The following is a 12,806-nucleotide window of genomic DNA, read 5'->3' as shown; positions in this document are numbered from 1 at the left end:
CGGAAGCTCAATCGAGAAACCGCCGTGCCGTGCCGGGCGGCGGCAGGATGCAGGTGTCTGACCGGCCAAACCATCGATAGCGGTTGCGCGCGACGCGGCGGTAAACGGCGTCGCGCAATGTCGCGGGGATCAACCAACCGATCCATGCCAACCGCCACGGCCAGCCGAGCACATGCAGGATGCGCAGGACGGCAGCGCTTTCCCGCCACGCCTGGCCGTCACGCACGAACAGGACGGTATCGACGTCATCCGGATTCACGCCGGCCTGCGCGAGCAAGCGTCGGCCGGTCTCGCCTTGCATGGAGGCAAAACGCAGCACGCCTTGTCGATCATGTCGCAGCAGAAACTGGATGGAGCCGCTGCACAGCAGGCAGTGCGCATCGTAGACGACGATCATGCGCGCTCCACCGTCGCCAGATCGAGATAACCTCGATACGCCGCTACCACGCCGAGCAAGGGCACGCTGGCGCGGACGTTGAAGTGGAAGCGGTCACCGTCGCCTGACTCCTCGGCCAATACGGTGGGCCGCAGCCAGGCAGGGCACGGGATGCCGAGAAAGCGCAAGCCTTGCAGGCGCATCTGTAACACGCCTTGATGCGCCTCCAGCGCAAAGAACAGACGCACCGCGCCGAGCCGCTCTGTGAGATGCCCCCGGCGCAGCGACAAGGTCGAGCGCATCGTGTGGCGGGGGAAATGGCGTGTCCAGGTTTCTTTCGTGGCGGCAGCGTTGAGCGAGATGCGGATCGGGCCACGCATCGGTGTTCGCGGCGTGCGAATGCACCATGCAAGCACGCGTGCGAGGCGCGATGCGGGCGGTTCCGTTTCGACCTCGCCGTGCAGGGTCACCGCGCCGGTCATTCGGTGGAATGTCTGCACGGCCGGCGCCAGCTCCGCATATCGCGCGCCGAGCACGGTTTCGTAGAGCGACGCTGCGCGCATGCGAGAACTTATTCCGCCGTGACATGCAGCTTCGTCTGCAGCCCCGCATCGTTGCTCGAATGTGTATGCACGAGCGTTTTGTCGGGGTTCGCGTAGCGATAAGCACGCCGCAGCGCCATCGCCACTTCATGGAAGCCAGACAGAATCAGCTTCTGTTTGTTCGGATACAGCGCGATATCGCCGGCCGCAAACACGCCGGGGCGCGAGGTCTCGTACGCCGTTGTTTCCACCGTGATGCGGCCCGCGCGCATTTCCATGCCCCAGTTGGCAATGGGGCCCGGCTCGGAAACCAGCCCATATAGCGCGATCAGTTCGTCGCAGGGCAGCACGGTTTCGCCGTCGCGCCCGCGGATGGCTGCGCCGGTGAGTGTGCCGTCGGGCGTGCTGTCCAGGCGCGAAAGCATGCCGAGCACAAAGTCCATTTCGCCGGCGGCCACGGCGGCACGCATTTCAGCAACGCTCGCGTCGGCCGCGCGGAAGCCCTCTCGTCGATGGACCAGCGTCACGCGTGCGGCCACCTTGCGCAACGCGAGTGCCCAGTCCAGGGCGGAATCCCCGCCGCCGGCAATGACGACGCGCTTGCCTGCAAAGCGCGCGGTGTCGCGCACAGCGTAATGGAGATGGCGACCTTCCAGCGCGGCGGCTTCAGGCAAGGCCACGCGTTGTGGCGTGAAGGCGCCGTTGCCTGCGGTGATCAGGACGGCGGCGCAGTCGAACACGTCGCCGGCGCTTGTCGTGACGCGAAAGCGCTGGCCGTGTTCGGTTTCGAGCGTTTCGACGGTCTCAGCGCGGCGGTTGCAAAGAATGGGGTAATTGAACGGCGCGCACTGGGCCATCAGCCGATCGACGAGTTCCTGTGCGGTGCACGACACCAGCGCCGGGATGTCGTAGATGGGCTTTTCCGGGTACAGCTCGGTGCATTGACCACCCGGGCGGTCCAATGCATCCACCAGCACACAGGACATGCCGAGCACGCCCGCCTGGAACGCCGCAAACAGGCCGACCGGCCCAGCGCCCACGACAAGCACGTCGATTCGTTGTTCCACGGGCTGGGAGGAATCGGCATTCAGAGTGGCGGCGGAAGTCATGGCAGAGCGCAGGGAACGAAACAATGCGGCCACTATAGCCTGCAGCAAGCGGCGCGCCGCGAACACCGCCACGGGCAGTCGGGTCTTCCGGATGCCGAGCGGTGGCGCGCAGGGCCCCGCGTTGCGCGCCGCAGCAGTAAAATGGCGAAATGCCAAACATCTCTGCCGCCTCCGCCCGAAATGCCGATCTGCACTGCCATTCGACCGTGTCGGACGGCATGCTTGCGCCGCACGAAGTGGCCGCGCGCGCTGCCGCCCACGGCGTGACGCTTTGGGCGTTGACCGACCACGACGAAGTGGGCGGACAGGCCGCTGCACGCGAAGCCGCGACGGCGCTGGGCATGGAATACCTCGCGGGCGTCGAGATTTCGGTGACGTGGGCCGGGCGCACGCTGCACATCGTTGGCCTCGGCATCGATCCTGAAAATGCCGATCTGGTGCAGGGGCTGGAACGCACGCGCTCCGGCCGCTGCGCGCGCGCGGAAGACATCAGCGCGGCGCTTGCCAAACTCGGTATCGAAGGCGCCTACGAAGGTGCGTTGCGCTACGCCGGTAATCCGGACATGGTCTCCCGCACCCACTTCGCGCGCTTCCTCGTCGAGCACGGCCACTGCCGGGATATCCACGAGGTCTTTGACCGCTATCTGGGCGACGGCAAGCCGGGCTACGTGCCGCATCGCTGGTCGCGCCTGGCCGATGCCATCAACTGGATCAAGGGCGCCGGGGGCGTCGCGGTGATGGCGCATCCGGGGCGATACACGCTATCGCTGGTCGAGCACGGCGCGCTGTTCGATGAATTCAAGGCGCTGGGCGGGGAGGGCGTCGAGGTCATCACCGGCAGCCATACGCCCGACCAATACGCGTTGTATGCCGACGTCGCGCGCCGCTACGGACTGCTGGCGTCGCGCGGTTCAGATTTCCACGGCCCGGGTGAGGGCCGCGTCGAACTTGGCACGCTGCCGCCGCTGCCCGACAACCTGACGCCGGTCTGGAGCCGGTGGATGTCCTGAGCGCGCGCCTGCCATGTCCCAGTTCTTCCAGATTCATCCGACCACGCCGCAAGGGCGCTTGATCCGTCAGGCGGCGGAGATCATCCGCGCCGGCGGCCTTGTCGCGCTGCCTACCGATTCCTGCTACGCGCTCGCCTGCCATCTGGACGACAAATCCGCCGTCGAGCGCCTGCGCCGCGTGCGCGGCATCGATGAGAAGCATCACCTCACGCTGATGTGCCGTGACCTTTCCGAGCTGGCCACGTTTGCGCGCGTCGACAACAAGCAATATCGCGTGCTGAAGGCGGCGACGCCCGGGCCGTTCGTCTTCCTGCTGGAAGCGACCAAGGAGGTGCCGCGCCGGCTGTCGCATCCGTCGCGCAAGACGATCGGCCTGCGCGTGCCGGAACACGCGATCCCCCTGGCGCTGATGGCCGAACTGGGTGAGCCGCTGCTTTCCGCCACGCTGCAGCTGCCCGGCGACGACGAGCCGCTCAACGAGGCCGAGACCATTCGCGATCGGCTCGAAAAGCAGCTCGAACTCGTCATCGACGGCGGCCCGGCCCCGGCCGAACCCACCACCGTCATCGACCTGACGAGCGGCGAGCCCGAACTCGTGCGCCAGGGCCGGGGCGATCCTGCCCGCGTGGGGTTGTAGGCGACGCCTTGGCGCGTGCTTCGGTGGCGCCGTGGTGCGGCGCGCGCTTGCTACAATAGCCCGCCTATGGACCCCACACTGATCCAGAACATCGCGGTTTACGCGATTCCCGTCCTGTTTGCCATCACGCTGCACGAGGCGGCGCATGGCTATGTCGCGAAGCATTTCGGCGACGATACCGCCTATGTCATGGGCCGCATCAGCATCAATCCGCTGCGGCACATCGATCCCATCGGCACGATCGCGATGCCGCTGTTGCTGTATTTCGCCACCAAGGGCGCGTTCGTGTTCGGTTATGCCAAACCGGTGCCGGTGCGCTTTGGCCATCTGCGTGATCCGCGCTGGCACGGCATGTGGGTGGCCCTCGCTGGCCCCGCCACGAACTTTGTCCAAGCGATTTTCTGGGGCGTGCTGGCAGTTGTGTTCGCGATGGAGGGCGTGAACGAGCCGTTCCTGATCGGCATGGCGCGCGCCGGCATTCTGGTCAATATGGTGATGGCGGCGTTCAACATGTTTCCGCTGCCGCCGCTCGATGGCGGGCGCGTGCTGGCTGCACTGCTGCCGCCCAGGATGGCGCTGGGGCTGTCACGCATGGAACCGTTCGGCTTCTTCATCGTGATGGCGTTGATCATTTCCAACGTCATTACCAATGTCTGGATGCGCCCGATCATGGCGCTGCTGTTTCAACTGCTGCAGTGGATTCTGAGTCCGCTGCAGATGCTGTTTTCCTGAGTCTTCAACTCCATTTCCCACATGTTTCCTGACCGCGTTCTCTCTGGCATGCGTCCGACCGGTGCACTGCACCTGGGGCATTACCACGGCGTCCTGAAAAACTGGGTCCGGCTGCAAGCCGAATACCCGTGCTTCTTCTTCGTCGCCGACTGGCATGCGCTGACCACGCACTACGAGTCGCCCGAGGTGATCGAGGAATCGGTGTGGGAGATGCTGATCGACTGGCTGGCCGCCGGTGTCGATCCGACCCAGTCCACCCTGTTCATTCAAAGCCGCGTGCCCGAACACGCCGAACTGTTCCTGCTGCTCTCGATGGGTACGCCGCTGGGCTGGCTCGAACGCGTGCCGACGTACAAGGATCAGATCGAGAAGCTGAAGGAAAAGGATCTCTCCACCTACGGCTTCCTCGGCTACCCGCTGCTGCAGGCCGCTGACATCCTCATCTACCGCGCTGGCTTCGTGCCGGTGGGCGAAGACCAGGTGCCGCACGTCGAGATGACCCGTGAAGTGGCCCGCCGCTTCAACTATCTGTACGGCCGCGAACCCGGCTTCGAGGAGAAGGCGCTTGAAGCGGCCAAGAAGCTCGGTGGCAAGCGCGCCAAGCTGTATCTGGAACTGCGCACGGCCTACCAGGAGCGCGGCGAAGACGAAGCCCTTGAGCAGGCGCGCGCACTGCTGGCCGAGTCGCAGAGCCTCTCGATGGGTGACCGCGAACGCCTGTTCGGCTACCTGGAAGGTGCCCGCAAGATCATCCTGCCCGAGCCGCAGGTGCTGCTGACCGAGGCATCGCGCATGCCCGGTCTTGATGGCCAGAAGATGTCCAAGTCGTACGGCAACACGATCCGCATGCGCGAGGACAAGGAAACCGTCGAGAAAAAGGTTCGCACCATGCCGACCGACCCGGCCCGCGTGCGCCGCACCGATCCGGGCGATCCGGACAAGTGCCCGGTCTGGCAGCTGCACCAGGTCTACTCCGATGCCGACACGAAGGTATGGGTGCAGAAGGGCTGCCGCAGCGCAGGCATTGGCTGCCTGGAATGCAAGCAGCCGGTGATCGAAGGCATCCTGCGTGAACAGCAGCCGATGCTCGAGCGCGCTCAGAAATACATGGACGATCCGTCCCTGCTGCGCGCCATCATCGCCGACGGTTGCGACAACGCCCGGAAGGTCACGCAAGAGACCATGCGGGAGGTGCGCGAGGCGATGGGGCTGACCTACAGCTGATAGGCCGTCGATGTCTGCTGCCGCATCGGATCCGCACACGCTTGCTGCGCCGTCGCCCTGGGTGGTGCGCTGGGCGGCTGAGTTGCCGACGGGCGCCTCCGTACTGGACGTGGCCTGCGGCAGCGGCCGCCATGCGCGCCGTCTCGCGGCGCGCGGCCTGCGGGTAACGGGCATCGACCGTGACGCGGCGGCGCTTTCGGGCCTCGCCAGCGTCGCACAAACCATCGTCGCCGACATCGAAGGGAACCCGTGGCCGTTGCCCGCAGGGGCCACGTTCGACGCCGTCGTTGTCACGAATTACCTGCACCGGCCGCTTTGGCCGCGCTTGCTGGCGGCCGTCGCGCCGGGCGGCCGGCTGATCTACGAAACCTTTGCCGTGGGAAACGAAACCGTCGGGAAACCGTCGAACGCGGCATTCCTGCTGGCGCCGGGTGAATTGCTTGACGCGGTGCGAGGCCAGTTGCGGGTGATCGGCTACGAAGACGGTTTTCTCGCATCGCCGCGGGAAGCTTACGTGCAGCGGGTTTGCGCGGTTCGCGAGCCTGCTGGAGCGGTTGCGCCGCGCTACGCACTTTGAAGTTGCTGAGGACGGCGGCTTACCCGTCTCTTGGCGGGTCTCAGATGTGGCGAATCCGTTCTGACGATCCGGTACAATCCGACTGTTTACGTTCACGCTTTTGTCTGCTTTCGAAACCATGATCCAGATTTCCGGCAGTCTCGTCGCCATCGTCACGCCCATGCACGAGGACGGCAGCCTTGATTTCCCGTCCCTGCGCAAGCTCATCGACTGGCACATCGCCGAAGGCACCGACGGCATCGTGATCGTCGGCACCAGCGGTGAATCGCCGACCGTGTCGGTGGAAGAGCACCGTGAGCTGATCCGTGTGGCGGTCGAGCAGGCCAACAAGCGCATCCCCATCATTGCCGGCACCGGCGGCAACTCCACCACCGAAGCGGTGGAGCTGACGGCCTACGCCAAGCAGGTGGGCGCCGATGCCTCGCTGCAGGTCGTGCCGTACTACAACAAGCCGACGCAGGAAGGCATGTATCTGCACTTCCGCAAGGTGGCTGAGTCGGTGGATCTCCCGGTCATTCTGTACAACGTGCCGGGCCGCACCGTGGCCGATATGACGGTCGAGACGATGCTGCGCCTGGCTGAAGTGCCGGGCATCATCGGCGTGAAGGAAGCGACCGGCAACATCGACCGCGCCGCGCAACTCATCAAGGGCGCGCCGGCCTCGTTCAAGATTTACAGCGGGGATGATCCGACCGCCATCGCGCTGATGCTGCTGGGTGGGCACGGCAATATTTCCGTGACGGCCAACGTTGCGCCGCGCGCCATGCACGAACTGTGTGCGGCGGCCATGCGCGGCGACGTGGAAACGGCTCGCCGCATCCATATGCAACTGCTGTCGGTGCACAAGAATCTGTTCGTCGAGTCGAACCCGATTCCCGTCAAGTGGGCTCTCCAGGCCATGGGCAAGATGGAAGGCGGCATCCGCCTGCCGTTGACGCCGCTGGCACCCCAGTATCACGAGGTTGTGCGCGCATCCCTGAAGGATGCCGGGCTGCTCTCCTGATTGTTTCAAGGCGCTTCTCAGGCCCTTAAGCCATCGTTCTCATCTGAAGGATCGCAAGTCAATGAAACTGCACCAAACCCGTCGCGGGGCTGTGGCGACGTCCGCTCAACTGTTGCTGGCCGCGCTGTCGGTTGCCCTGATTTCCGGTTGCGATACCGTCAATGAGGTGATGCAGCCGGACCGCATCGATTACAAATCGCAGGCCAAGAAGGGTCCGACCCTTGAGGTCCCGCCCGACCTGACCGGCATCCAGGCGGATCGCCGCTATGCTGCACCGGACACGGGCACGACCACGCTGTCGGCCTACACGTCGACGGCGCCGAAGGTCACGACGCCGGGCTCGGGCACTGACAACGTGCTGCCCGCCGTGTCCGACATGCGCATCGAGCGTGATGGCAATCAGCGCTGGCTGGTCGTGAAGACCACGCCGGATGCCCTGTGGCCGCAATTGCGCACCTTCTGGCAAGAGCTGGGCTTCCTGTTGGTGATCGACTCGCCCGAGACCGGCATCATGGAAACCGACTGGGCCGAGAACCGCGCGAAGATTCCGCAGGACATCATCCGCCGCACCGTCGGCAAGGTGTTCGATGGTCTGTACTCGACGTCGGAGCGCGACAAGTTCCGCACCCGCATCGAGAAGGGGCCGAATGGCTCGGTCGAGGTCTATATCTCGCACCGCGGCGCGCAGGAGCAATTGGTGGGTTCGTCCAAGGACCAGACCGTGTGGACGCCGCGCCCGGCCGATCCGGAACTCGAGGCTGAATTCCTCTCGCGCCTGATGCAGCGTCTGGGCGCCAGCAAAGAAGCCGCGCAGCAGAAGCTCGCACAAACGCAGGCTGTGCACCCGGTGCAGGACGGCGCGAAGGCCGAGCCCGCTCCGCGCACGGGCCCGTCGCTGCTGACGCAATCGAATGGTCAGCCGGCTCTGCAAGTGCCGGAACCCTTCGACCGCGCCTGGCGTACCGTGGGTCTGGCGCTAGATCGCGTCAACTTCACCGTGGATGATCGCGACCGTTCGCAAGGCGTGTACTTCGTCCGCTACGCTGATACGCGTGCCGAAGCGAATGCACCGGGCTTCTTCTCGCGCCTGTTCTCGGGCACGAAGATCGAAGACCTCAAGCGTGCCAAGCGTTACCGCGTGGTGGTCAAGGATGCCGGCACGTCGTCGACGGTGCTGGTGCAGAACGACGACGGCTCCGCGCAAACCGGTGACATCGGCAAGCGCATCCTGTCGCTGCTCGACGAGCAACTGCGGTAATCGACGTTATGCAGTACGGCTGCCTGGGTGGGCGATGACACTGAGATTCGCCAGCCTTGGCAGCGGCAGTGAAGGGAATGCGCTGCTCGTCGAATCGGCGAGCGGTGCGACATGCACGCGCATTCTGCTGGATTGCGGATTCGGCATCCGCGAGACTGTGCGGCGGCTCGAACGCCTGGGCTGCACGCCGGAATCTCTCAACGCTATCCTTGTCACGCACGAGCATAGCGATCACGTTGGCAGCGCCTATGCGGTTGCCGCCAAATTCAATATCCCGGTCTGGACCAGCCACGGCACCTATCGCGCGACCGAAAGCCTGCGCGGCGCCGACCGCGCTGCCGTGCGTTTCTGCCGCGCCGACGATGTGTTCTCTGTCGGCGATCTGCAAATCTTGCCTTACACCGTGCCGCACGACGCGCGCGAGCCGCTGCAGTTCGTCTTCAACGACGGGGCGCGGCGCCTGGGGGTGCTGACCGATGCCGGCATGTCCACGGAATATCTGTGCACGCATCTGGCAGGGATGCACGCCCTTGTGCTGGAATGCAATCACGACCGCGACATGCTGGCCAATTCAGCGTATCCGTGGTCGTTGAAGCGTCGCATCGGCGGGGATTTCGGCCACTTGGCCAATGACATTGCCGCCGCGATCCTCACGCGTGTGCGCCACGATTCGTTGCACACGGTGGTGGCTGCACATCTGTCCAAGCAGAACAACACGCCGTTGTTGGCTGCCGAAGCGATTGCCGCGCCGTTGGGCGCTTGCGTTGAAGACGTGCCGATCGCCGATCAGGAAGAGGGCCTGCTTTGGCGCACCGTTTGAGGGCGGAGGCCTGTCTTGAGCGGCTTGTAAGATTCAGAAACAACTTTGAATGGCGGATGGGCGCGTCATTGCTGCCACGAACTGAAACTTAGATCGCGCCCATGAAAAAAGCCGACCCGAGGGTCGGCTTTTTGTCTCGCGAGAAACGCGATTATTGCTTAGCAGCCGGAGCCGAAGCGTCAGCAGCCGGAGCCGAGGCGGCAGCGTCGGAAGCAGCCGGGGCAGCCGGAGCGGCAGCAGCGTCCGAAGCAGCCGGAGCCGGAGCAGCAGCGGCGGGAGCCGAAGCTTCCGGAGCAGCGGCCGGAGCAGCAGCTTCTTCTTTCTTACCGCAAGCAGCCAGAGCAACAGCAGCCATCAGCGAGGCGATCAGGAGAGACTTTTTCATTTTTTCGATCCTTAAACTGAATATGGAAAGCGAACAACAGAAAGGGCGATGAATAATTACCGGTAATTATCGCTCAGGTACTACACCTTCTTCTATGCTGGCAGCCAAGCCGCACGAGGGCTGCTCGGCTTGCAAGCTAGCGTCGGATTATAGCGACCTTTACCTACCCTGTGTAGTTGAGTCGGGCCTGACGCACGTACGATTCAAACGCTTTTGTAACGATCTGTTTCAACGCGGAATCATCGCTGCGCAGGGCCAGCCAACCTCAGCCAGCCTTCTTCGTACCATGCGTGCAGCGTGTCCATCAGATCCGGCAGGCCGGCCGCCGCATCCACCGACGCGGCGCTCGCACGACGTGCGTCGGCCAACGCGGATAGCCACGCAAGCAGCGTTCCCGACGGCTCGAACGTGTCGCCGTTGATCCAGAAGCGTTGCGCGTCATACAGCGCCTGCGTTCGCGCGTCCAGGACGATGCCTTCCTTGCGCGCCCGGGCCGTAAAGCGTGCGAGCGGCAAGCGAGGCTGCGTGACGAAGTCGACGTGATCCTTCGGCTCGGACAGGTACGCGCCGAGGAATTCACCAACGAGATCAGGCGTCCAGCGCAATGCGTTGAGCTTCTGCGCAAGCGCCTTGACCATGGCGGCGGGCAGTTCGCCGGGGTGTTCGGTCGGCTTTTGGTCGGGGTCTGCGTAGCGGCCTTCAAAGTTGGGATCGTCTTCCAGCGTTTGTGACAGGAAGCCCAGAAAGTGGCCCGCCAATTCTCGGTACGACGGCGAGCGGAAACCGATCGAGTACGTCATGCAATCGCCCTCGGCTACGCCGTCGTGCGCGTAGTGCGGGGGCAGATAGAGCATGTCGCCGGGTTCGAGCACGAATTCCTCTTCGGGCTGGAAATTGGCGAGGATTTTCAGCGGCAGATCTGGGATGAGCGTGAGGTCATCCTGTGCGGAGATGCGCCAGCGGCGTTTGCCGTGCGCTTGCAGCAGGAACACATCGTACGAATCGAAGTGCGGGCCGACGCCGCCGCCGTCGGTTGCGAAGCTGATCATCACATCATCGAGCCGCGCGTCGGGGATGAACCGGAAACGTTGCATCAGCGCTTCGACCGCCGGCTCGACGAGGTTCGCGCCTTGCACAAGCACCGACCAGTTGCGGGTCTTGCGCGACGGTAGCGGGCGTTCGTCGAAGGGGCCGTGATTGAACGACCAGCGCCCGCGCGATTGCGCGATCAGGCGGGACTCGACATCGGGGCGCGCAGCCAGGGCAAGTACGCGTTCGGGCGAGAGCGGAAAGTGCAGCGCACGCATCTCGTCGGGAGAAAGTGCCTGACGGATCAGCAGAGGCTTTTTCTGCCAGTGCGTGCGCATGAAATCGCGCGGTGACAGACCGCCGAGAAGTTGCGCCGGATGCCCCGCTGGAAGAGCAGGTTGGACGCCGCCATCGGCAGCGTATAATGGGACTTCGTTCATGGAGTGCGCAATTGAAAATCGCGAAGAATACGGTGGTGTCGGTGGCTTACAAACTGTCCGACGCGCAGGGCAACGTCATCGAGGAATCCGATGAGCCGATGGTGTATTTGCACGGCGGCTATGATGGCACGTTCCCCAAGATCGAGGAAGCGCTGGACGGCCACGAGCAAGGCTACGAGACCAAACTGCAGCTCGAGCCGGACGACGCTTTCGGTGACTACGATCAAGAGCTGATCAAGATCGAGCCGCGCGATCGCTTCCCCGAGCCGCTCGAAGTCGGCATGCAGTTCGAGGGCGTGCCCGAAGATGGCGATGAAGAAGATGCCATCGTCTACACCGTCACGGATGTGGCGGAAGACAAGGTTGTGCTGGATGGCAACCACCCGCTGGCCGGCATGGCGCTGCGCTTCGAGCTGAAGGTGACGGAAGTGCGTGAAGCCACCGCGGAAGAAATCGAGCACGGCCACGTGCATGGTGAAACCGGCCTCGAAGTGGTGGACGAGGACGAAGACGACGACAAGCCGCACACGCTGCACTGATCGGCGGTTCATCGAGTTACGAAAACGGGAGCTTCGGCTCCCGTTTTTATTGCGCGGGCGCCGGTGCAATCTCCGGGGCCGGCGCGGGCGTGTTGTCGAGGCGGCGGCTGCGGATATGGAAGAGCGGCGTGCGGCCCGGCGTGACAGACACCTCCAGCCAGCGGTCGAGCACCGGCGAACCATAGGTGCGTGCGCGCATGACGTGCGGATCCGGCCGGCCGTCTTCGTCCTTGAGCGGGCGGTCGAGCATGAACGTCTGGCTGGCACCGTGGATCAGGAGGACGGCACCGTCGTAGTCGCGCGTGAGCGTGCGCAACTGGCGCTTGAGCGACAGATACCCGTCATGCGAACGGCGACGCAATAAACCGTCGAGCAAGGTCGGTGCGCGGCGCCGCTCCCAGCCATCTTCGAAGAGCGGATCGGCTTGCATCATGACGACCACGCCGGCCATCTTGCGCTGGCGCGCGACGGCAAAGGCGCGGGCGAGCCATTGACGATTGGCTTCGAGGCGGTCTTCGTATTCGCCGTTGCGCCCGCCCGCGGTTTTGTAGTTGTTGTTGTCGCCGGGCACGTTGAGGGTGACGAACAACACGTCGTTCATCGTCCAGCGAGTGTTTTCGCGGTAGCTGCGGAACTTGGCCTGATCCGACTGGCGCATGACCGTCATGGTGCGCTGGCCGAGCGTGCTGTCGTCGGGGTAGAACAGCTCGCGCAGGCGCAACAGGCGTTCCACCGGGTCGAAGCTGCCCGCCGCGGGGCGCTGGCAGTCGCTCCAGTCGTGGTCGCCCGGGATATAGATGACGGGCGCGATCAAGCTGTCGAGCAGGTCGTGGCGGGCTTCGAGCAGCGTGTCGGCGCACGATTCATCGCGGCCCTTGAGGTTGCCCAGGTGAACAACGAAGGCCGGATGTTCGGCGTCGATGGCGTCCAGCAGGGTGCGTACAGGCGCGACATCCTCGGGGCGTTCGGGAACGTTGCCGATGACCGTGAAGGTGAAGGCGGACGGCGCGTCATTTGCAGGCTTCGCGCTCTTGGACGCCGCGGGCGCAGCCACCGGCAGCAGCATCGCCAACGCCAAGGCGATGCATGGAAGCCTGCGGGAAATTGCGCCGCGCCGTGTCATCG

General features: G+C 64.4%; 15 protein-coding genes. 9 read left to right on the top strand and 6 right to left on the bottom strand.

Annotated elements, in window-relative coordinates; translation table 11 throughout:
* Positions 1–7 precede the first annotated feature (7 nt).
* From R2676_RS08000 to R2676_RS07990, 3 genes are read right to left on the bottom strand one after another with little or no spacing between them, the layout of a single operon-like run.
* Positions 8–397: a thiol-disulfide oxidoreductase DCC family protein gene (locus R2676_RS08000; RefSeq protein ID WP_206275415.1), complete on the bottom strand. Its 390-nt coding sequence runs from the start codon at positions 395–397 to the stop codon at positions 8–10.
* Complete coding sequence (locus R2676_RS07995; protein WP_206275414.1) at positions 394–939, bottom strand: DUF4166 domain-containing protein; 546 nt, start codon at positions 937–939, stop codon at positions 394–396. Before R2676_RS07995 ends, R2676_RS08000 begins: the two co-directional genes overlap by 4 nt.
* Before the next feature lie 8 nt (positions 940–947).
* A complete protein-coding gene (locus tag R2676_RS07990) occupies positions 948–2,027 on the bottom strand; it encodes an NAD(P)/FAD-dependent oxidoreductase (RefSeq protein WP_206275757.1) in 1,080 nt (359 codons plus the stop codon).
* A 149-nt stretch (positions 2,028–2,176) separates the two neighbouring features.
* On the opposite strand from R2676_RS07990, the gene R2676_RS07985 reads away from it, so the two are divergent.
* The 8 genes from R2676_RS07985 to R2676_RS07950 all read left to right on the top strand — a co-directional run bounded on the left by R2676_RS07985 (position 2,177) and on the right by R2676_RS07950 (position 9,288).
* On the top strand, positions 2,177–3,037 hold the full coding sequence (locus tag R2676_RS07985) for a 3',5'-nucleoside bisphosphate phosphatase (RefSeq protein WP_316856995.1): 861 nt from the start codon (positions 2,177–2,179) through the stop codon (positions 3,035–3,037).
* 13 nt (positions 3,038–3,050) lie between these two features.
* Entirely contained in the window at positions 3,051–3,674 is a 624-nt protein-coding gene (locus tag R2676_RS07980) for an L-threonylcarbamoyladenylate synthase (protein WP_004626152.1), read from the top strand.
* 66 nt (positions 3,675–3,740) lie between these two features.
* Entirely contained in the window at positions 3,741–4,406 is a 666-nt protein-coding gene (locus R2676_RS07975; protein WP_206275412.1) for a site-2 protease family protein, read from the top strand.
* Positions 4,407–4,427: 21 nt separating this feature from the next.
* Positions 4,428–5,630: a tryptophan--tRNA ligase gene (locus R2676_RS07970; RefSeq protein WP_206275411.1), complete on the top strand. Its 1,203-nt coding sequence runs from the start codon at positions 4,428–4,430 to the stop codon at positions 5,628–5,630.
* Between the two features lie 10 nt (positions 5,631–5,640).
* Positions 5,641–6,207: a class I SAM-dependent methyltransferase gene (locus tag R2676_RS07965; protein WP_206275410.1), complete on the top strand. Its 567-nt coding sequence runs from the start codon at positions 5,641–5,643 to the stop codon at positions 6,205–6,207.
* Positions 6,208–6,325: 118 nt separating this feature from the next.
* Positions 6,326–7,210: a 4-hydroxy-tetrahydrodipicolinate synthase gene (gene dapA, locus R2676_RS07960; protein WP_027677692.1), complete on the top strand. Its 885-nt coding sequence runs from the start codon at positions 6,326–6,328 to the stop codon at positions 7,208–7,210.
* A 61-nt stretch (positions 7,211–7,271) separates the two neighbouring features.
* The gene (bamC, locus tag R2676_RS07955; protein ID WP_027677691.1) at positions 7,272–8,468 is read left to right on the top strand and encodes an outer membrane protein assembly factor BamC; all 1,197 of its coding nucleotides are present in this window, start codon (positions 7,272–7,274) and stop codon (positions 8,466–8,468) included.
* A gap of 34 nt (positions 8,469–8,502) precedes the next feature.
* A complete protein-coding gene (locus R2676_RS07950) occupies positions 8,503–9,288 on the top strand; it encodes an MBL fold metallo-hydrolase (RefSeq protein WP_206275409.1) in 786 nt (261 codons plus the stop codon).
* 151 nt (positions 9,289–9,439) lie between these two features.
* Here the strand turns inward: R2676_RS07950 and R2676_RS07945 are convergent, their stop codons facing one another.
* Positions 9,440–9,673 (bottom strand): hypothetical protein, encoded by a 234-nt coding sequence (locus R2676_RS07945; RefSeq protein WP_206275408.1) that lies wholly within the window; start codon positions 9,671–9,673, stop codon positions 9,440–9,442.
* A gap of 239 nt (positions 9,674–9,912) precedes the next feature.
* Positions 9,913–11,142: a ribosomal protein uL16 3-hydroxylase gene (locus R2676_RS07940; protein WP_206275407.1), complete on the bottom strand. Its 1,230-nt coding sequence runs from the start codon at positions 11,140–11,142 to the stop codon at positions 9,913–9,915.
* A gap of 11 nt (positions 11,143–11,153) precedes the next feature.
* Here R2676_RS07940 and R2676_RS07935 point away from each other — a divergent pair, with 11 nt between their 5' ends.
* Positions 11,154–11,681 carry an FKBP-type peptidyl-prolyl cis-trans isomerase gene (locus R2676_RS07935; RefSeq protein WP_027677688.1) on the top strand — a complete coding sequence of 176 codons (528 nt, stop codon included), beginning with the start codon at positions 11,154–11,156 and terminating at the stop codon, positions 11,679–11,681.
* A gap of 46 nt (positions 11,682–11,727) precedes the next feature.
* On the opposite strand, the gene R2676_RS07930 is transcribed toward R2676_RS07935, so the two are convergent.
* A complete protein-coding gene (locus tag R2676_RS07930; protein WP_206275406.1) occupies positions 11,728–12,804 on the bottom strand; it encodes a metallophosphoesterase in 1,077 nt (358 codons plus the stop codon).
* Positions 12,805–12,806 lie beyond the last annotated feature (2 nt).

It is taken from the genome of Ralstonia flatus (genome assembly GCF_958439105.1).
Taxonomy (GTDB): Bacteria; Pseudomonadota; Gammaproteobacteria; order Burkholderiales; family Burkholderiaceae; genus Ralstonia; species Ralstonia flatus.
This window is presented reverse-complemented; position numbering and strand designations above follow the sequence as displayed.

Excerpts from the sequence above, each read along its gene's own strand:
- bamC (WP_027677691.1), top strand. The coding sequence starts at position 7,272 with ATGAAACTGCACCAAACCCGTCGCGGGGCTGTGGCGACGTCCGCTCAA.
- R2676_RS07940 (WP_206275407.1), bottom strand. The coding sequence starts at position 11,142 with ATGAACGAAGTCCCATTATACGCTGCCGATGGCGGCGTCCAACCTGCT.
- R2676_RS07990 (WP_206275757.1), bottom strand. The coding sequence starts at position 2,027 with ATGACTTCCGCCGCCACTCTGAATGCCGATTCCTCCCAGCCCGTGGAA.
- R2676_RS07985 (WP_316856995.1), top strand. The coding sequence starts at position 2,177 with ATGCCAAACATCTCTGCCGCCTCCGCCCGAAATGCCGATCTGCACTGC.
- R2676_RS07950 (WP_206275409.1), top strand. The coding sequence starts at position 8,503 with ATGACACTGAGATTCGCCAGCCTTGGCAGCGGCAGTGAAGGGAATGCG.
- dapA (WP_027677692.1), top strand. The coding sequence starts at position 6,326 with ATGATCCAGATTTCCGGCAGTCTCGTCGCCATCGTCACGCCCATGCAC.
- R2676_RS07975 (WP_206275412.1), top strand. The coding sequence starts at position 3,741 with ATGGACCCCACACTGATCCAGAACATCGCGGTTTACGCGATTCCCGTC.
- R2676_RS07965 (WP_206275410.1), top strand. The coding sequence starts at position 5,641 with ATGTCTGCTGCCGCATCGGATCCGCACACGCTTGCTGCGCCGTCGCCC.
- R2676_RS07995 (WP_206275414.1), bottom strand. The coding sequence starts at position 939 with ATGCGCGCAGCGTCGCTCTACGAAACCGTGCTCGGCGCGCGATATGCG.
- R2676_RS07930 (WP_206275406.1), bottom strand. The coding sequence starts at position 12,804 with ATGACACGGCGCGGCGCAATTTCCCGCAGGCTTCCATGCATCGCCTTG.
- R2676_RS08000 (WP_206275415.1), bottom strand. The coding sequence starts at position 397 with ATGATCGTCGTCTACGATGCGCACTGCCTGCTGTGCAGCGGCTCCATC.
- R2676_RS07970 (WP_206275411.1), top strand. The coding sequence starts at position 4,428 with ATGTTTCCTGACCGCGTTCTCTCTGGCATGCGTCCGACCGGTGCACTG.
- R2676_RS07980 (WP_004626152.1), top strand. The coding sequence starts at position 3,051 with ATGTCCCAGTTCTTCCAGATTCATCCGACCACGCCGCAAGGGCGCTTG.
- R2676_RS07945 (WP_206275408.1), bottom strand. The coding sequence starts at position 9,673 with ATGAAAAAGTCTCTCCTGATCGCCTCGCTGATGGCTGCTGTTGCTCTG.